Annotated in this window: 17 protein-coding genes; 6 read left to right on the top strand and 11 right to left on the bottom strand. The window is 68.3% G+C overall.

The features are described from left to right. The first annotated feature begins 64 nt into the window (after positions 1-64). Both FS787_RS16070 and FS787_RS16065 read left to right on the top strand, forming a co-directional pair. Positions 65-1,222, top strand: a complete 1,158-nt coding sequence (locus FS787_RS16070; protein WP_186329221.1) for a pyridoxal phosphate-dependent aminotransferase — start codon at positions 65-67, stop codon at positions 1,220-1,222. A gap of 199 nt (positions 1,223-1,421) precedes the next feature. Continuing rightward, positions 1,422-1,631 (top strand): hypothetical protein, encoded by a 210-nt coding sequence (locus tag FS787_RS16065; RefSeq protein ID WP_056432501.1) that lies wholly within the window; start codon positions 1,422-1,424, stop codon positions 1,629-1,631. A 6-nt stretch (positions 1,632-1,637) separates the two neighbouring features. Here the strand turns inward: FS787_RS16065 and FS787_RS16060 are convergent, their stop codons facing one another. The 3 genes from FS787_RS16060 to FS787_RS16050 all read right to left on the bottom strand — a co-directional run bounded on the left by FS787_RS16060 (position 1,638) and on the right by FS787_RS16050 (position 3,033). Beyond that, on the bottom strand, positions 1,638-1,985 hold the full coding sequence (locus tag FS787_RS16060; protein WP_144673941.1) for a CU044_2847 family protein: 348 nt from the start codon (positions 1,983-1,985) through the stop codon (positions 1,638-1,640). Positions 1,986-2,013: 28 nt separating this feature from the next. After that, a complete protein-coding gene (trxA, locus tag FS787_RS16055) occupies positions 2,014-2,451 on the bottom strand; it encodes a thioredoxin (RefSeq protein ID WP_144673939.1) in 438 nt (145 codons plus the stop codon). 96 nt (positions 2,452-2,547) lie between these two features. After that, complete coding sequence (locus FS787_RS16050) at positions 2,548-3,033, bottom strand: nucleoside deaminase (protein WP_144673937.1); 486 nt, start codon at positions 3,031-3,033, stop codon at positions 2,548-2,550. Between the two features lie 202 nt (positions 3,034-3,235). Between FS787_RS16050 and FS787_RS16045 the strand changes: the two genes are divergently transcribed. Further along, positions 3,236-4,369, top strand: a complete 1,134-nt coding sequence (locus FS787_RS16045) for a ScyD/ScyE family protein (protein WP_260982604.1) — start codon at positions 3,236-3,238, stop codon at positions 4,367-4,369. Positions 4,370-4,481: 112 nt separating this feature from the next. On the opposite strand, the gene rbfA is transcribed toward FS787_RS16045, so the two are convergent. The 5 genes from rbfA to rimP form a co-directional block, all read right to left on the bottom strand. Continuing rightward, positions 4,482-4,991 (bottom strand): 30S ribosome-binding factor RbfA, encoded by a 510-nt coding sequence (gene rbfA, locus FS787_RS16040; RefSeq protein ID WP_056432514.1) that lies wholly within the window; start codon positions 4,989-4,991, stop codon positions 4,482-4,484. A gap of 248 nt (positions 4,992-5,239) precedes the next feature. Then, positions 5,240-8,143, bottom strand: coding sequence for a translation initiation factor IF-2 (gene infB / locus FS787_RS16035; RefSeq protein ID WP_144673933.1), 2,904 nt, complete (start codon positions 8,141-8,143; stop codon positions 5,240-5,242). A gap of 152 nt (positions 8,144-8,295) precedes the next feature. After that, positions 8,296-8,628 carry a YlxR family protein gene (locus FS787_RS16030; protein WP_260982596.1) on the bottom strand — a complete coding sequence of 111 codons (333 nt, stop codon included), beginning with the start codon at positions 8,626-8,628 and terminating at the stop codon, positions 8,296-8,298. 273 nt (positions 8,629-8,901) lie between these two features. Next, the gene (nusA, locus tag FS787_RS16025) at positions 8,902-9,882 is read right to left on the bottom strand and encodes a transcription termination factor NusA (protein WP_144673929.1); all 981 of its coding nucleotides are present in this window, start codon (positions 9,880-9,882) and stop codon (positions 8,902-8,904) included. Continuing rightward, the gene (gene rimP / locus FS787_RS16020; protein WP_144673927.1) at positions 9,882-10,499 is read right to left on the bottom strand and encodes a ribosome maturation factor RimP; all 618 of its coding nucleotides are present in this window, start codon (positions 10,497-10,499) and stop codon (positions 9,882-9,884) included. The genes nusA and rimP overlap by 1 nt, the downstream gene beginning before the upstream one ends. Positions 10,500-10,613: 114 nt before the next feature. Here rimP and FS787_RS16015 point away from each other — a divergent pair, with 114 nt between their 5' ends. From FS787_RS16015 to FS787_RS16005, 3 genes are all read left to right on the top strand, one after another. Beyond that, a complete protein-coding gene (locus FS787_RS16015) occupies positions 10,614-11,759 on the top strand; it encodes a ferritin-like domain-containing protein (RefSeq protein ID WP_144673925.1) in 1,146 nt (381 codons plus the stop codon). 94 nt (positions 11,760-11,853) lie between these two features. Continuing rightward, a complete protein-coding gene (locus tag FS787_RS16010; protein WP_144673923.1) occupies positions 11,854-12,585 on the top strand; it encodes a VIT family protein in 732 nt (243 codons plus the stop codon). 27 nt (positions 12,586-12,612) lie between these two features. Next, entirely contained in the window at positions 12,613-13,722 is a 1,110-nt protein-coding gene (locus FS787_RS16005; RefSeq protein ID WP_144673921.1) for an aminoglycoside phosphotransferase family protein, read from the top strand. Here the strand turns inward: FS787_RS16005 and FS787_RS16000 are convergent. The 3 genes from FS787_RS16000 to FS787_RS15990 are packed head-to-tail and all read right to left on the bottom strand — an operon-like array spanning position 13,719 to position 17,809. Continuing rightward, a complete protein-coding gene (locus tag FS787_RS16000; protein ID WP_144673919.1) occupies positions 13,719-15,146 on the bottom strand; it encodes a pyridoxal-dependent decarboxylase in 1,428 nt (475 codons plus the stop codon). The two genes, FS787_RS16005 and FS787_RS16000, sit on opposite strands and share 4 nt — an antisense overlap. 41 nt (positions 15,147-15,187) lie before the next feature. After that, positions 15,188-15,982 (bottom strand): TSUP family transporter, encoded by a 795-nt coding sequence (locus FS787_RS15995; RefSeq protein WP_144673916.1) that lies wholly within the window; start codon positions 15,980-15,982, stop codon positions 15,188-15,190. 15 nt (positions 15,983-15,997) lie between these two features. Continuing rightward, the gene (locus FS787_RS15990) at positions 15,998-17,809 is read right to left on the bottom strand and encodes a proline--tRNA ligase (RefSeq protein ID WP_144673915.1); all 1,812 of its coding nucleotides are present in this window, start codon (positions 17,807-17,809) and stop codon (positions 15,998-16,000) included. Positions 17,810-17,867: the final 58 nt, after the last annotated feature.

The following is a 17,867-nucleotide window of genomic DNA, read 5'->3' as shown; positions in this document are numbered from 1 at the left end:
CAGTATATCTGCGCCGGAGCCGCCCCCGGCGCGGGAGCTGCCCGCGACGGCTAGGATGGCAGACATGCCCGAGCTAGCCGCCCACGTCCGCGATGTTCCCATCAACCAGATCCGCGAGATCACCGAGGCGGCCTGGGGAACTCCCGGCGCGATCATCCTGAGTATCGGGGAACCGGGTTTCGCCGTGCCCCGCCATATCCTCGACGCCGGGATGGCCTGCCTGGACCGCGACGAAACCAATTACACCCCCAACGCCGGCATCCCGGCCCTGCGCGAGGCGTTCGCGGCCAGGTTCCGCGAACACAACGCGACGCCGGTCGGGGCGGACCGGGTGTACGTGGTCGACGGCGCCCAGCAGGGCCTGCACTTCACGATGAGCCTGCTGCTCTCCCCCGGCGATGAGATCCTGATCCCCAATCCGGGCTACCCCACGTTCGCGATGACCAGCAGCCTGCTGCACGCCGTCCCCGTCCGGTACCCGCTGTACCCCGAACACGATTTCCAGCCCCGGATCGCGGACATCGAGGAGCTCATCACGCCGCGGACCAAGGTGCTGATCCTCAACTCGCCGTCGAATCCGCTGGGTGCCGTCCTGGGCGAAGAGCTGACCCGTAGCCTCGTGGAACTGGCCGTCCGCCATGACCTGTGGATCATCTCCGACGAATGCTACGAGGCGTTCACCTACGACGTACCGCATGTGAGCCCAGCCCGTTTCGACAGCGACGTCCCCGGCGAAGCCCGCGTGTTCACCTCGCTCACGCTCTCCAAAACCTACGGCCTGACCGGGCTGCGCATCGGCGCCCTGATCTGCCCGCCCGGCCTGGAGCAGCAGATGAACAACGTGATGGAGGCGATCGTGTCCTGCGTTGCCTCCCCCTCGCAGTACGCGGCGCTTGCCGCCCTGACGGGCCCGCAGGACTACGTCAGCCACGCCCACGCGCACTACCGGGCCAACCGGGACGCCGCCTCGGCGGTGTTGGAGGCCAAGGCGATCCCGTTCCTCACCGCGCAGGGGGCCTTCTACCTCTGGGCCGATGTGTCCCACGTCAGCGGCGGGGATGTGCGCTCCTGGGTCCGGCGCTTCCTGGCCGATTCCGGGGTGTCCTTTGCCCCCGGCACCGCGTTCGGCTCGATCGGCGAGGGCTGGATCCGGATTGCGCTGTGTGGCAGCCAGGCTGAACTGGTGGAAGGCCTCGGCCGGCTCCCGGCCCGGCTGGGCTGAGGGCCGCGCGGGCTGAGGGCCGCGCGGGCTGAGCCGTGCGGGCTGAGACCTGCGCCAACGGGTCCCTGTCCCCTACCGCCGGGGGCGGGCAGCGCCTACCCTGAGCGCAACGCATGCTTTCCGCGCGCGTCCCGGGACGTCCGTTTCCGGGTTGGTGGTTCCGTGCCTGGTGTATCCGGGCCCGGTGAGGGAGGTTCACATGTGGTGGCAGGACTTGTTATGGGGCATCTGGAACGGGCTCACGGCGTGGATTGTGCTGATCGTCCACGTCTTCGGGCAATGGAGCGAGTTTCCGTTCTACAACTCGGCCCGTGCCGGAAACTGGTACGACTTCGGCTTCCTGCTGGGGGTCGGCTCGCCGTTCCTGGGCGGCCTGGGCGCCCAGGGTGCGCGGAGCAGGCGCCGCTGAAGCCGCTCACAGCATGATTTCTTCCTCGGGCGCCAGGTGCGCGGCGGGAGCCTGCGTGAAGGACATGGTGACGATGAAGTGGCCCTCGGAGCAGTTCTGCGCAATGATCGCCCCCGCTTCACCGGCCAGCTTCACGCCGAATTGAAGTTCCAGGCGCTCGGCGCCAACTTCCTTGAGGACCTCCGCCGCCGCGTTGGCCGCCGGCCGGATGGCGGAGAGCGCATCTTCCAGCCGCCGCCCGGCGTCCGTAATTCCCTGCTCGTTCCGCGCGGGCCGTTCGACGCCGAAGCTGTTGTCCGCGACCTCCACCAGGACGGTCCCGGATCCCACTTCGTAGCGCACTATCTCGGTCATAGCTTCCTCCGTCTCGCCGTTGGGCCCGTCACGGACGGCCTGCCGCCAACGTCCCGTCGAGCCACTGGCGCAGGGCCGCGGCGGGCGGCGCTCCCGCTTGGCGGGCAACTACTTTGCCGTCCCTGATCAGCAGGATGGTCGGGATCGCCTGGATGCCGAAACGCTGCGAGAGCGCCGGTGACGTGTCGACGTCGACCTTGACGAGTTTGACCTGGCCGGCGCGCTCCTGGGCCAGCTTGTCCAGCACCGGGCTGACCATGCGGCAGGGACCGCACCAGGCAGCCCAGAAGTCGACCAGCGCCGGCGTCGAGGACTGCTCGGCGATAACAGCAAAGTCGGCGTCACCGGCCGCGACGATCCAGGGCAGGTCCTTGCGGCAGTTGCCGCAGCGCGGATGACCGGCAGCCGATGCCGGAATCCGGTTGGTCTTCCCGCAGTGGGGGCACGTAATCAAGCCGGAGCCCACGGCCCACCGCCTTCCCGAGTCCCCGCAGTCATGGTTCCATGGGACTCCCCGGCGCGGAGGGGGCCTAGAGTCCAAAGACCCCCGGGGCCGGGTGCCTTAGTACTCGATGCGGCCCGGGTTCGCGCGCCAGGCCTGGAAAGGAACGTCCGACGCCGGGACGGACGCCTGCCGGACCGGCATGAGTTCCGGCCGGGTTCCGTTGAAGTACTCATAGAACAGCGCGTCGTCGAACCCTGCGGCGGCGGCCGCGTGGCGGTCCGCGGCGAAGTAGACCAGGTCCACCCGGGCCCACAGGGCCGCGGCGAGACACAGCGGACACGGTTCACAACTTGCGTAGAGCACGGCGCCGCTGAGATCGAAGTTGGCGACGGCGGCCGCGGCCGTGCGGATGGCCACCACTTCGGCGTGGGCGGTGGGATCGTTGTCCCGGGTCACCCGGTTGACGCCCGTGTGGACCCGACCGTCGGCCGTTACCACCAGTGCCCCGAACGGTCCGCCGCCGTCGGCCGCGCTCCCGGCGGCGAGCTGGATGGCCTGATCCAGGAATCGGTTGATGTCCGGGGCCGGGGGTGGTGTCAGCATGGTCCGATCATAGCCAGAACCGCCGTCAGCCGCGGAGGATCCCGGCCTGCCGGGAAGTCATCGACTTTGCGGCTCCCGCGGCCTAATATCCGCTGTAGGGGCCGCCTCGAAGAATCGGGCGGCCACTCCACCGGTCTCAATGGTCTCAGCGGTCTCAGTCGTCTGGATAAATCATCACTCGCCTCGGGAGCCAACCATGGGAATGGGATTGTCACTGCTAGCCACGGCCGTCACGGCCGCCGTGTTCCTCTCCGCTGGGACAGCTGCCGGCGCAGCCCCGGGCCATGCCACCGGCACAACGTCTGGCGGGACCACCGAAGCGAAGGCTCCGGTGGTGCTCACCGACAAGCTGGTGGGCCCGCTGCATGTCACTGCCGGCCGCCACGGTTCCGTGACGGTGAGCGAGTCCTTCGCCGGCCGGCTGACCCGTGTCGATTCCAAGGGCACCCGGCACGTCCTCTACGAAACCCCTGACTGGAGCGTTGCGGGCAATGCCCGCCAGGACGGCGAGACGTATTTCCTGGAGAGCAAGGGCGCCGGCCCCAACCCTGCAGCGCTGGCCGGCCACGTCCGCATCATCGGCGAAGACGGGAAGCAGCGGACCCTGGGCGATTTCGCCGCGCTGGAAACTGAAGAGAACGCCGACGGCGACACCCGGTACGGCTACCGCGACCTGCCCGATGGCTGCGCGGCGAAACTGCCTCCCACGATGCCCGAAACCTACGAGGGAGAAATCGATTCGCACCCGTACGGCATCGCGCTCACCGACGAGACCATTTACGTCGCTGACGCCGGGGCGAACAGCGTGGTCTCCGTTGACACCAGCAGCGGCGAGACCCAGACTGTCGCGGTGCTGCCGCCGCGGCCGTATGAAATTACCAAGGACGTCGCGGCCGCCAACGGCCTGCCGGACTGCGTGGTGGGATCGACCTACGATTTCGAGGCCGTCCCGACCGACGTCGCCGTGGGGCGTGACGGCTGGCTGTACGTGACCTCGCTCCCGGGCGGGCCGGAAGACCCGAGGATGGGCGCCCGCGGGGCGATCTACAAAGTGGACCCCGACGGCGACGAGGTGGAGCTGGTGGCCGATGACATCCTGACGCCCACCGGACTGGCCCTGGCCGACAACGGCGACATGTATGTTGCCTCGCTCTTCGGCGACGGCGTCCTCAAGATCGATCCGGACTCAGGCGAACAGACCCTGGTGCTGGCCGCCGTCTTCACGGCCGACGTCGATCTCCGCGGGGACACCCTATACGCCACGGTCAATTCCCTACCCGGAGCCAACGGTCCGCCCGACGGCAGGGTGGTGTACCTGGACCTCGGCGACGACTGACCCGGCTGAACTGTCCCCCACCGAAGACCCGACAGAAATGGCCGGTCCCCTGCAGGGGCCGGCCATTTCCGTACAGAAAGTCACTTGTATCAGTGACTGCGTTGTTGCTGGACTACTTGTTGCTGTCTTCGTCGACGTCGTCTTCGTCGATGAGGTCCAGGTCCTCTTCGTCGAAATCGTCCTCGTCGAGCTCCACGTCCTGCGGAGTATCGCTCTTGTAGGGGTCGGCGTCGCCGGCGTGCTTGGCGCTGGCAGCGAGTGCGGCCACCTCGGCGTCGCGCTTCTTCGCGGCCCGGAGCAGTTCCTCCAGGTTCGAGGCGTTGACCGGGATCTGGTCCGCCACGAACTCCAGGGTGGGGGTCAGCCGGACGGTGATGTTCCGGCCGACTTCCTGACGCAGCACGCCCTTGGCCTTCTCAAGCCCCTTGGCGGCCTCAGCCTGGACCAGCTGGTCGCCGAACACCGTGTAGTAGACGGTGGCGTGCTGAAGATCGTTGGTCACGCGCGCATCGGTAACAGTGACGCCCTCAAGCCGAGGATCCTTGACCCTCCGGCCCAGCGCCTCAGCAACAACAACCTTAATCCGCTGCGCCAACTTGGCAGCCCGTGCGGGATCAGCCATTTCCACTCCTAAAAAATTTTGGATGTACGACGGCGCCGGAACGGTGGTCGCACAACTGTTGAGTTTTGATGCCACGCCTTTAAGGCGAGTCTACGACGGACTACCGTTGGGTTTTTTCCGGCGGCCTGGGAGTGGCATCGGGCCTGTCGGAGCCGGTCGGTTTGCGATCGAAGATCGAAACCGTCCGGCGAAGGGGCGGGGCCGCCGGGAAAAACCCAACGGCCCCGCACCTGTAACGCTAAACCAACTTAGACGCGCGGCTTTTCGCGCATCTCGAAGGTCTCGATGATGTCACCTTCGGTGATGTCGTTGAACGAACCAAGCCCGATACCACACTCGAAGTCCGTGCGGACCTCAGTGGCGTCGTCCTTGAAGCGCTTGAGCGTCTCAACGGTGAGGTTGTCACCGATGATCTTGCCGTCGCGGCTGATGCGGGCCTTGGCGTTGCGTCGGATAACACCCGAGCGCACGATCGAGCCTGCAATGTTGCCGAACTTGGAGGAACGGAACACTTCGCGGACCTCGGCGGTGCCAAGCTGGTGCTCTTCGTACTCCGGCTTGAGCATGCCCTTGAGGGCTGCCTCAATGTCATCGATTGCTGCGTAGATGACGGAGTAGAAGCGCATGTCCACGCCTTCGCGGTCTGCCAGTTCGGCAACACGCTCGGCGGGCTTGACGTTGAAGCCGATGATGACGGCGCTGTCGACCGTCGCCAGGTTGACGTCGTTCTGCGTGATCGCACCGACACCGCGGTGGATAACGCGGAGCTGGACGCCCTCGCCGACATCGATCTTGAGCAGCGCGTCTTCGAGGGCTTCCACGGCACCGGACACGTCACCCTTGAGGATGAGGTTGAGGGTGTCGATCTTGCCATCGGCGACGGCCTGGTCGAAGTCTTCCAGGCTGATGCGCTTGCGGCGCTTGGCCAGGGCGGCGTTGCGGTCCGCAGCTTCACGCTTCTCGGCGATCTGGCGGGCGGTGCGCTCGTCAGCGGTCACGAAGAAGGTGTCGCCGGCGCGCGGGACGTTGGACAGACCCAGTACCTGAACCGGGCGGGACGGACCCGCCTGGGTGAGGGCGCTGCCGTCGTCGTCGAACATCGCACGGACGCGGCCGTGGGCCGTGCCTGCCACGATGGTGTCGCCGACGTTCAGGGTGCCGGACTGAACCAGGACGGTAGCAACCGCGCCGCGGCCCTTGTCCAGGTTGGCTTCAATCGCGATACCGCGGGCGTCCTTGTTCGGGTTGGCGCGCATGTCCAGGGCTGCGTCTGCGGTGAGCAGTACGGCCTCGAGCAGCTCGTCGATGTGCAGGTTCTGGCGGGCAGAGACCTCCACGAACATGGTGTCGCCACCGTACTCTTCCGGGACCAGTCCGTACTCGGTCAGCTGGCCGCGGACCTTCTCCGGGTTGGCGCCTTCCTTGTCGATCTTGTTCACGGCCACGACGATCGGCACGTTGGCCGCCTGGGCGTGGTTAAGGGCTTCAATGGTCTGCGGCATTACGCCGTCGTCCGCTGCAACCACCAGGATGGCGATGTCGGTGACCTTCGCACCACGGGCACGCATGGCGGTGAACGCCTCGTGGCCCGGAGTATCGATGAAGGTGATCTTGCGATCGGTACCCTCGTGGGCGTGTGTGACCTGGTATGCACCGATGTGCTGCGTGATGCCGCCGTGCTCGCCCGCCATAACGTCGGACTTGCGGATGGCATCGAGCAGGCGGGTCTTACCGTGGTCGACGTGACCCATGACGGTGACAACCGGAGGACGTGCCTCAAGTTCCTCGTCGCCTTCGGCTTCCAGTTCGGCTTCGAAGTCGATGTCGAAGCCGGACAGGAGCTCGCGCTCCTCATCCTCCGGGGACACGACCTGGAGCTTGTAGCCAAGCTCCTCGCCGAGCAGGGCGAAGGTCTCTTCATCCAGCGACTGCGTGGCCGTAGCCATTTCGCCGAGGTGGAAGAGCACGGTCACCAGTGCAGCGGGGTTCGCCTCGATCTTGTCGGCAAAGTCCGTGATGGACGAGCCACGGCGAAGCCGGACTACGGTGTTGCCGTCGCCGCGGGGTACGCTCACGCCACCCAGCGACGGAGCACTCATCTGCTCGAGTTCCTGACGCTTGGCTCGCTTCGACTTGCGCTGCTTGCCACGTCCTGCGCCGCCCTTGCCGAAAGCACCCTGGGTGCCACCGCGACCGCGGCCACCCTTGCCGAAGCCGCCGCCGGCCGGAGCGCCGCCACCGGCACCGGGAGCACCGGTTCCTGGAGCGCCACCCGGACGCCCCGGACCACGTGCGCCGCCGCCGGGACGGCCTGCACCAGCCGGTGCGGGACGTTCGGTGCGGTTGGGCATCATGCCGGGAGTCGGACGGTTTCCGCCGGCGCCTGCCGGACGGCCGGCGCCGGGAGCGCCAGCCGGACGGGGAGCACCCGGGCGTGCACCCGGAGCGCCGCCGGTGCGGGGAGCACCCGGACGGGGACCGCCGGCGCCTGCTGCGGGACGCGGGCCGCCGGGGCGTTCACCCTCGGTGCGGCTTCCGCCCGGACGCGGCATGCCCTGGGAAGGAGCGAACGGGTTGTTGCCCGGACGCGAGGGACGATCGTTGTCGCCGCCGCGGCCGCGGGGCATGCCCTGGGACGTGGCGAACGGGTTGTTGCCGGGACGGGGACCGCCCGGGCGGGGTGCCGAGCCCTGGCGTGCCGGAGCAGCCGGGGTTTCAGCCTTGGGAGCCGGACGTGCGCCGGGCTTGACGCCCGTCGACGGCGCGGCCGGAGCCTGCGCAGCCGGAGTCTGGGCAGCGGGGGCTGCCGGTGCAGCGGGAGCCGCCGGGGCGGCACTGGGCGCCGGAGCAGCTGCTGCCGGAGCCGGAGCTTCAGTCTTGGCCTCTGCACCTGCCGGCGCTGCCGGGGCCGGCGCGGGCGCCGGACGGGTTGCCGAGGGGCTGGCGGGTGCCTTGGGGGCGGACGCGGGCGCTTCGGACTTCGAAGCCGCTGCTGCGTCGGGGTATGCGTTGCGGAGTTTCCTCACAACGGGGGCCTCAATGGTGGAAGAGGCGGAGCGAACGAATTCGCCCAGTTCCTGCAGTTTGGTTACTGCATCTTTGGAAGTAATACCGAGCTCTTTAGCAAGCTCATGTACGCGGACCTTGGCCACATTTCTCCTGTCTCGGTCCGCACCGAGCCAGGCACGAACCGTCTACTTCTTACTGCGGGCCTCCGCCGCGAGTGCAGCTGAAAGGCCCATTGCAGAGCGCAACAAAGTTGTCATCGTTGCGCACTCATCGCTGGGAACTCATCGGGTTTCCATCAGTTTTCTGACCCGCTTTCAGGTTGGACGGTTGTTGCTGCGGCCACCGGGGTGTCCACGGCTTGCGTGCCTGCCAGGATCCGGCGTTCGACGTCGGCTGTTCCGGCGGCGCCATTGAGGGCGCGACCGAACGCTCGACGTTTGACCGCCAGTGCCAGGCACTTTTCGCTGGGGTGCAGCCATGCACCCCGGCCAGCCATCCGGCGTCGTTCATCCACTACGACGGCGGATGAACCGCTGACGTCGGCGACGAGCCGGAGTAGCTCCGACCGCGGACCTTTTTTCCGGCATCCAATGCAGGTGCGCTGCGGCTGATTCTCGAGGTGTTGCACATGTGCCACTTACGAGTATCTTCCTGCCAGTACATATCTGCCGGCCCCGGGCTTCCGGAGCTTGCCTGGCCAAGGGTTGCGGACAACACCTTCGCCGGACTGAACCCGGACGCGTTGAGGACACGCGGATACCGGCCGTTAGGCGCGGTCATGTCTATTCTAGCCCCTCAAGCGCCCGGTCCCCGAACTTGCGGGGACTCGGACGCTGACGGGCGGGCCTGAGTTGCGGCCCTTGTGCCGGTTCCCGCGTGCGCGGGACCGATTTGTCTGGAGCTATTTGTCGCGGCCGGTTGCGGCGTCGGACACGATGTCAATCCGCCAGCCGGTGAGCTTGGCGGCGAGACGGGCGTTCTGGCCTTCCTTGCCGATCGCGAGCGAGAGCTGGTAGTCCGGGACCACCACGCGCGCGGAGCGGGTTGCTTCGTCCGTGATGGTGACCGAATTCACCCGCGACGGGGACAGCGCGCTGGCGATGAACGTCGCCGGATCGTCGCTGTAGTCCACAATGTCGATCTTCTCGTCGTTGAGTTCGTTCATGACCGCGCGGACACGGGAGCCCATTTCACCGATGCAGGCGCCCTTGGCGTTGATGCCGGGGTTGTTGGCCTTGACGGCCATCTTGGTGCGGTGTCCGGCCTCACGGGCCAGGGCGACGATCTCCACGGAGCGGTCCGCGATTTCCGGAACTTCCATTTCGAAGAGCTTCCGCACAAGACCCGGGTGGGACCGGGACAGCGTGATGGACGGGCCCTTGGTGCCGCGGTGCACATCGATCACGAACGCGCGGAGCCGGTTTCCGTGGGTGTACTTCTCCCCCGGGACCTGCTCGGGCGGCGGGAGCAGTGCCTCCACCGTGCCCAGGTTGACCTGGATCATGTGCGGGTTGTTGCCCTGCTGGATGGTGCCGGCCACCAGCTCGCCCTCGCGGCCCTTGAACTGGCCCAGCACGTTGTCGTCCTCGGCGTCGCGCAGGCGCTGCAGGATGATCTGCCGCGCGGTGCTGGCGGCAATGCGGCCGAAACCGGCGGGGGTGTCTTCGAATTCGCCCACCGGGGCGCCGTCGTCGTCGATCTCGGTGGCCCAGATGGTCACGTGCCCGCTCTTGCGGTCCAGCTCGGCCCGGGCCTTCTCGAAGGCTCCCGGCGTCTTGTGGTAGGCCACCAGGAGGGCCTGCTCGATGGTCGGAATCAGGAGATCCAGCGGGATTTCACGCTCACGCTCCAGGAGTCTCAGTGCGCTCATGTCAATATCCATTAGGCCTCCTCAGAAGGTCCGTTGTCTGCGTTCTTCAGGCCGGCCTCTTCGAGGTGGCTGAACTCTATCTCGACTTTTCCACTGCGGATCCTGTCGAAAGGAAGCTTGATGGGCTCGCCCTGCTTGGGCTTCATGCCCTTCTTCACGGTGATTTCCGGGACCAGCGTGACGCCGTCGGCGTCGACGGCCTGGACCCGGCCGGTGACGTTTTCACCCTGCAGGACGTTGACCTTGACCATCCGGCCGCGGGCGCGGTGCCAGTGCCGTTCTTCGGTCAGGGGCCGGCCGACGCCGGGCGAGGAGACTTCAAGCTCGTACGGGCGTGAGTCGGTGCTGGGATCGTTGTCCAGGGTGTCGGAGAGGGTCTTGGAGATCTCGGCGATGACGTCGAGGCCGACGCCGCCGGTTTCCTCCTGGGGCAGGTCCACCACTACGTGGACTACCCGGTTGGCCCCGGCGACATGAATGGAAACGTCCTCCAGATACAGCCGGTTTGCGAGAACTTCGGGTTCCAGGAGGGCATGCAACCGCTCGGCCTCGAAGTTGTGGGCGGGTGCGGCTTCAGCCTTCCCCGTTCCGGTCCGGTCTGTTGAAGTCGTGGCTTCTGCGTTGGTCATGATGCCGGCCGCCTCCCGTTAGATGATGTTGTGTGTACTAGCCTAGCCATTTTCCGGGCGCCGTGGTGCACCGAGTTCCCGGCCTGCATGCCAACCATGACAAAATGGTCTGTTGTGAAAGACGACACCGGGGAAAAGCGGCGGCGGGAGCTCATTCCCCGCGTCGCGCTCCTGGCCTGCCTTGCCCTGGTGGTGGTCAGCCTGGGCATGGCACTGCGCCCCGGGAGCCCCCCGGAGCCTGCCGAACCGCCGTTTTCCGAACAGGCGAGGTCCGCCGCGCTAACTGAGACACTGCGGCTGCGGGCTGCCGGCGAGCAGCTCGCCCGCTCCACCGCGGGCGACGAAAAAGCCGCCGCGGCAGGGACTGTGAGTTTGCTGACAAACCAGGCCCGGGCCCTCCTGGTGCCGGGCCAAAGCGCGCCGGCCTCCCCTCCGGCGCCGCGCTCCCCGTCCGCTGGTACATCTGCTTCCCCGTCCGTTTCCCCCACCTCTTCCCCGGCTGTCGCTCAGCCGCCTGCTACGGCCGCCGCGCTGGCTACGGAACTTGCGGCCAGCGCCTCGCAACGGTTCGCCGACGCTGCCGGGTCCGACGGCGGCATGGCCAGGCTGCTGGCCGCCGTGGGGACCGCCCAGCTGCTCCAGGCGTCATCGCTCGCCGCGGCCGCAGGGGCACCGGCCCCTGCCGGACCCGACCCCGGCGCCGGGGCCCCGGGAGTCGACGGCCTGTCCGGCGCTTGCCAGGACGCCACGGGGTCGCCGTCGTCCTCCCCGGCGGAACCTTCGGCTGACCAGGACTCCGCCGCCGCTACGCTGCACGGCGCGCTGGCGGCCACCGTGCGGACCGAGCTGGAAGCCGTGTACGGCTACCAGGTGGCCCTGACCAGGATGGACGGCGCTGCGGCTGCCTCGGCGTCGCGGCAGCTCACCAGGCACGAAGCCCTCGCCACGGATGCTGAAGACCTGAGCAGGGTGCACTGCGCCCCGGTGCCGCCCCGCGAGGCCGGCTACACCATGACCCCGGAGTTCCTCGCCTCCCCCGCCGCCGGCCTCGGAGGCCTGGAAGCCACGGCGTTGCCCGTCTACGGCGACCTGGTGGCCCTGAGCGAGGGCCCGACCCGTCAGTGGGCGATCTCCGGCCTGGTGGGTACGGCCCGTCGGTCTGCCCTCTGGGGCGCGGAGACCGGCGCCCTGCCCGGCCTGGCAGCAGACCCGCAAGGGTTCCCGGAACTGCCCGCCCCGTCGCCCACTCCCAGCCCCTAGCCTGCTGGTTTTCCCCTCACCGGGGAAGCCGGGGCTTACTTTGCTTAGCCTCCTCATGCTGGCCAGCAGTGAGTTCCGGTGCTTTGCTGTAGTCATGGACAGCCAAACCGCCCCCATCCAGCATGAGAATGAACCCCACCGTAACGACATCGCGCACCGGCTCAACTGGCTGCGGGCGGGCGTGCTGGGCGCCAATGACGGCATCGTGTCCGTCGCCGCCATCGTGGTGGGCGTCGCCGGTGTGACCACTGATTCCGGGCCCATCCTCGTCGCCGGTGCGGCCGGCGTCGTAGGCGGTTCAATCTCGATGGCCCTGGGCGAGTACGTCTCCGTGAGCAGCCAGAAGGACAGCCAGAAGGCCCTGATCGAAAAGGAACGCCGGGAACTGGCCGAACAGCCCGAGGAGGAGCTCGAGGAACTCGCCGCGATCTATCAGGGCAAGGGCCTCAGCGCCGACACGGCCCGCACCGTGGCCAAGGAACTCACCGCCCACGATGCCCTGGGCGCCCACCTTTCCGCGGAGCTGCACATCGACGAGACCGATATTGTCAGCCCGTGGCATGCCGCGTTCGCCTCCGCTGCGGCGTTCCTCATCGGCGCGATCCTGCCCATGCTGGCCATCCTGCTGCCGCCGGAGGACATCCGCGTACCGCTGACGTTTGTGGCCGTGCTGATCGCACTGGCCCTGACCGGAGCCATCGGCGCCTGGATCGGCGGCGGTTCCAAGACGAAAGCGGCCGTCCGCGTGGTGATCGGCGGAGCCGCGGCGCTCATCGCGACCTTCCTGATCGGCAGCTGGCTCGGCGCCAGCGGCATCACCGTCTAACAAGGGCCAGCCACTACGCTGGATCCGATGAGCCAGCCTGCAGACATCCCCCTTCCGCCCGACCTCGGCCGCCGCTACGGCGCCAGCTCCACCGGCCGCGACTGGCTGTCCTCGCTGCCCCGGCTGGTCGGGCGCTGCCTGAAGCAGTGGCAGCTTGAGCTGGACCTCGCGCCCGGCGCTCTGCCGTGGAACGGTCACGGGGCCATCGTGGTCCCGGTGCGGCGCCGTGCCGACGCCGACCGGGCCGATGCAGTCGGCAACGCCGCCGACGGTAAAGCAGCCGTTCTGAAGATCGCCTATCCGCACGACGAAGCCCTCGTGGAACCCCATGCCCTGGCCCTCTGGAACGGGCACGGCGCGGTCCGGCTTCTGGCCCACGACGCCGATGCGGGCGCGCTGCTGCTGGAACGCCTGGCCGCCGACCATTCCCTCCAGGACGTGCCCATGGACGAGGCCGTCCCGGTCTGGGGCGCTCTGGTCCGCCGGCTGAGCCTCGCCCCGGACGGGCGGCCGGAATGGCGGGAGTTCAGCCACATCGCGGCGCGGGCTGAGCAATGGAGTGACGAACTGCCGGAGAGCTGGGAACGGCTGGGCCGGCCCTTCCCGCGCTGGCTGCTGGAAGCCGCGCTGGAGGTCTGCCAGACCCGCGGAGCCGTCGGCCGCCGCTCCGGGAAGGATGTGCTAGTCCATACCGATCTGCACTACCTGAATATCCTGGCCCGGCCCGGCCGCGAACTGAACATGCCGGCCCGGTCCGGCAGGAACAACCCCGACGGCGGCCATGACCACACCGACAGCTGGGCCGCCATCGATCCGCAGCCCATGATCGGCGAGGCGGAGTTCGCAGTGGCACCGTTGCTGTGGAACCGGATCGGTGAGCTGTCCCGGGCGGACCCGGAACGGGGCCTGCAGGAGCGCTGCCGCGACTTCAGCATGGCCGCAGGGCTCGACGCCGAGGTGGCCCGGCAATGGAGCCTGGCCCGCGAGGTGGAAAATGCCCTCTGGTACGCCGCGAAGCCACGCCACGGGGGCGACCTTGCCCGGTCGCTCTGGGTGGCCAGCACGCTGGCCGGCCGGACCCTTCCGGAGCTTCCCGCGCCGCACGAACTGCCGGCGCCCGGAGAAGCTGCCAGCTAGCCGGCGGACCCGCGGACCGCTGCCAGGGCGTTCCGGACGGCGTCGACGGCGACTGCCACATCGGCGTCGTCCGTGCTCCAGTTGCTGACCGAAATCCGCAGGATGTCGCGGTCCTGCCAGCGCGATCCGGACATCCAGACCCTGCCGTCGGCGATGATCCGGGCGGTGACCGCGCGGGTGGTGGCGTCGTCGCCGAAGGCCAGCGAGACCTGGGTGTAGTCGACGTCGTTGAGCACCTCGACGCCGTCCAGCGCGGACAGCCGCTCCGCCAGCTGCCGGGCGTGCCGCACCAGCCCGCGGACCTGGGCGACCACGCCGTCCCTGCCCAGCGATTTCAGCGCGGCCCAGACCGGCACCCCGCGGGCCCGGCGGGACAACTCAGGTACGGATTCGAAGGGGTCCGGCGCGCCATCCGCGTCCTGGATCAGGTAACTCGTGTGCAGGCCCATGGCCGCGCGCAGGGCCCGGGCATCCCGGACCACCGCGATCCCGCAGTCATAGGGGACGTTGAGGGTCTTGTGCGCGTCAGTCCCCCACGAATCGGCGCCCTGCATCCCGGCGGTCAGGGCGGCGAGCTCCGGGACGGCCGCGGCCCAGAGCCCGAACGCGCCGTCCACATGGACCCAGGCGCCGCGGGCCTTTGCGACGGCGATTGCCTCCAGGAACGGATCAAAGGCTCCGGAGTGCAGGTTGCCGGCCTGCAGGCAGACCAGCAGCCGGGCCGGGCCGGAACCGGCGGCTGACGCCTGCTCGACGGCGCTGCCCAGGGCCCGGTCCAGCTCCCGCGGGTCGATGCGGCCCTGCCGGTCCACGGGGACCACCGTGGGCCGCCCCAGCCCCAGATACCGCAGGGCAAGGTCGATCGAGTCGTGCCGTTCCCGCCCCACGAAGCACTCGATCCGCGGGGCGCCGAAGAGGCCGTCGCCGTCGAAGTCCCACCCGGCGTCGGCCATCAGGCGCCAGCGCCCGGCCGCCAGCCCGGCAAAGTTCGCCATCGTCGCGCCGGTGGCGAACCCGACGTCGGACTCTGCCGGAAGCCCCAGCAGTTGCAGCAGCCACGCTCCGGCGGCCTCTTCGACGGCGGCCGCGGCTGGGGACGCGTAGCGGAGCACCGCGTTCTGGTCCCACGCGCTGACCAGCCAGTCCGCGGCCAACGCGGCCGGCAGGGTGCCGCCGATGACCCAGCCGAAGAACCGTCCGGAGGGCATGGCCATGAGCCCCGGTTCGGCCTTCGCAGCCAGATAGTCCACCACCTCCGCTGGCGGCATTCCGCCTTGGGGCAGCGGACCTCCGAAGGCGGACGCGAGGTCCGCCGCGGTCACCCGGGGGCCGACGTGCCGTGTTACCTGGCTCTCCAGCCACCGGCGTGCGTGCCGGGCGGCGGACTCCAGGGCGTCGCTGTAGCGTTCTTCAGGAGCTGACATAGCTGCATGCTACGCCCGGGGCGAGGGGACGGGGAGGGGTGTCAGGCGAAGTTGTCGTACCAGATGTCGGAGCCCAGCTTGACGATCAGCGCCGCCACCACGGCGAGGAACACAATGCGGATGAATTTGTTTCCCTGCGTCACGGCCGTCCGGGCGCCGAGGTAGCCGCCTGCCATGTTCGCAACGCCAAGGACCAGCCCAAGACCCCACAGCACGGCACCGTGCGGCACGAAGAACAACAGCGCCCCGGCGTTCGTGGCCATGTTCACGATCTTCGCCTTGGCACTGGCTTCGAGGAAGGCATAGCCCATGGCCGAGACCAGCGCGATGACCAGGAAGGACCCGGTGCCGGGGCCGATCAGTCCGTCGTAGAAGCCGATCACACCGCCGATCAAGCATGCCAGCACATAGTGCCGGTGGCCGTTGTGCCGCAGCTTGGTCAGCTCCCCCACGTTGGGCCGGAACGCGGTGAACAGCGCGACGGCGACCAGCGCCACCACGATGATGGGTTTGAACACGCTGGCCGGGAGGTTGGCCGCGAGCACGGCCCCGCCAAAGCTCCCGGCCATGGCAATGACGGCCATGGGCAGCGCTGTGCGCAGATCCGGCCGCACCCGCCCGTAATACGTAACGGCGCTGGTGGCGGTGCCGAAAATCGACCCCATCTTGTTCGTCGCCAGCGCCTGCACCGGGCTGATGCCCGGCACCAGCAGCATCGCCGGGAGCTGGATCAGTCCCCCGCCGCCGACGACGGCATCGACCCAGCCCGCGGCGAAGCCGGCGACCACGATCAGGATGAGGGTGCTGAGCTCGATCGATTCGAGTCCGGAAACCACGCCTGGAAGGGCGGGTTAGTGGTTGCGGACGGCGTCGACCACGTAGTCGACAGCCTTCTCAACGGCGATGTTTTCAGCGTTGCCGCTGCGGCGGTCCTTGATCTCGACCACGCCGTCCACCAGGCCGCGCCCGACGGCGAGGATGGTCGGCACGCCCACCAGTTCCGCATCGCCGAACTTCACACCCGGAGACACCTTGGGACGGTCGTCGTAGATCACGTCGAGACCGGCGGCTTCAAGTTCGAGGGCCAGCTTCTCGGCGGCGGCGAAGATTTCCTCGCCGCGGCCCACGGCCACAACGTGGACATCGGCCGGCGCGACGGCGCGGGGCCAGACGAGGCCCTTGTCGTCGTGGTTGGATTCGGCCAGGGCCGCGACGGCGCGGGTGACGCCGACGCCGTAGGATCCCATGGTCACCACCACCTGCTTGCCGTTCTGGTCCAGGACTTTCAGCTCCAGGGCTTCGGCATACTTGCGGCCGAGCTGGAAGATGTGGCCCATTTCGATGCCGCGGGCGGTTTCCAGCGGGCCGGAGCCGTCCGGGGCTTCGTCGCCGGCGCGCACCTCGGTGCACTCGATGACGCCGTCCCAGCCGAAGTCGCGTCCTGCGACCAGGCCGAAGACGTGCTTGCCGGCCTCGTTGGCGCCGGTGACCCATGCGGTACCGCTGACCACCCGGGGATCCACCAGGTACAGCAGCTTGGCGGCCCCTTCGGTGCCGAGCAGCGGAGCGTCGAGGGACAGGCCCGGTCCGAGGTAGCCCTTGACGATGAGGGGCTGCTTCTTGAGGTCCTCCTCGCCGGCGGCTTCGAGGGTGATCTCACCGGCGATCGGCAGGAAGGATCCGATGTTCGCTTCCACGCGCTTGAGGTCCACGCCGCGGTCGCCCGGAACGCCGATGACGACGATCTGGCGTTCGCCGGTGGGCAGGGTGACGGCGAGGACGACGTTCTTGAGCGTGTCAGCGGCAGTCCAGGCGCCGCCGTCGGCCTCTGCCCGGGGCACCAGGACGTTGGCGGCATCGACGAGCGTCTCGATGGTGGGGGTATCCGGGGTGTCCCGGACCTCGGCGGCCGGGGCGTTGCTGAAGTCGATGTCCGCGGGGACCACGGTGGTGACGGCCTCGACGTTGGCCGCGTACCCGCCGGCGGAGCGGACGAAGGTGTCCTCGCCGATCTCGGTGGGGTGCAGAAATTCCTCGCTCTTGGACCCGCCCATGGCACCGGCGGTGGCGGAGACGGGAACAACCTCGAGGCCCAGGCGCTCGAAGATCTTTAGGTAGGCGCCGCGGTGCGCCTCGTAGCTGGCGTCCAGGCCGGCGTCGTCGACGTCGAAGGAGTAGGAATCCTTCATGATGAATTCGCGGCCGCGCAGCAGGCCCGCCCGGGGACGTGCCTCGTCGCGGTACTTGTTCTGGATCTGGTAGATGCTCAGCGGCAGGTCCTTGTACGAGGAGTACAGGTCCTTGACCAGCAGGGTGAACATTTCCTCGTGCGTGGGCGCCAGCAGGTAATCATTGCCCTTGCGGTCCTTGAGCCGGAAGATGCCCTCGCCGTACTCGGTCCAGCGGTTGGTGGCCTCGTAGGGTTCCTTAGGCAGCAGGGCCGGGAAGTGGACTTCCTGCGCGCCGATGGCGGACATTTCCTCGCGGATGACCGTCTCCACCTTGCGCAGCACGCTCAGGCCCAGCGGAAGCCAAGTGTAGATGCCCGGGGCGGCACGGCGGATGTACCCGGCGCGGACCAGGAGCCGGTGGCTGGCCACTTCGGCGTCGGCGGGATCTTCACGCAGGGTGCGCAGGAACAGCTTGGAGAGTCGAAGGACCACTGGGTATCTATCCGTTTCTGGGAAGGTGCTGGGCAACAGTAAAAACCGGGCAACCGGG

It is taken from the genome of Arthrobacter sp. U41, assembly GCF_007679325.1.
Classification (GTDB): Bacteria; Actinomycetota; Actinomycetes; order Actinomycetales; family Micrococcaceae; genus Arthrobacter.
Note: the sequence above shows the minus strand (reverse complement) of the source record. Positions and strands in the feature narration are given on the sequence as shown.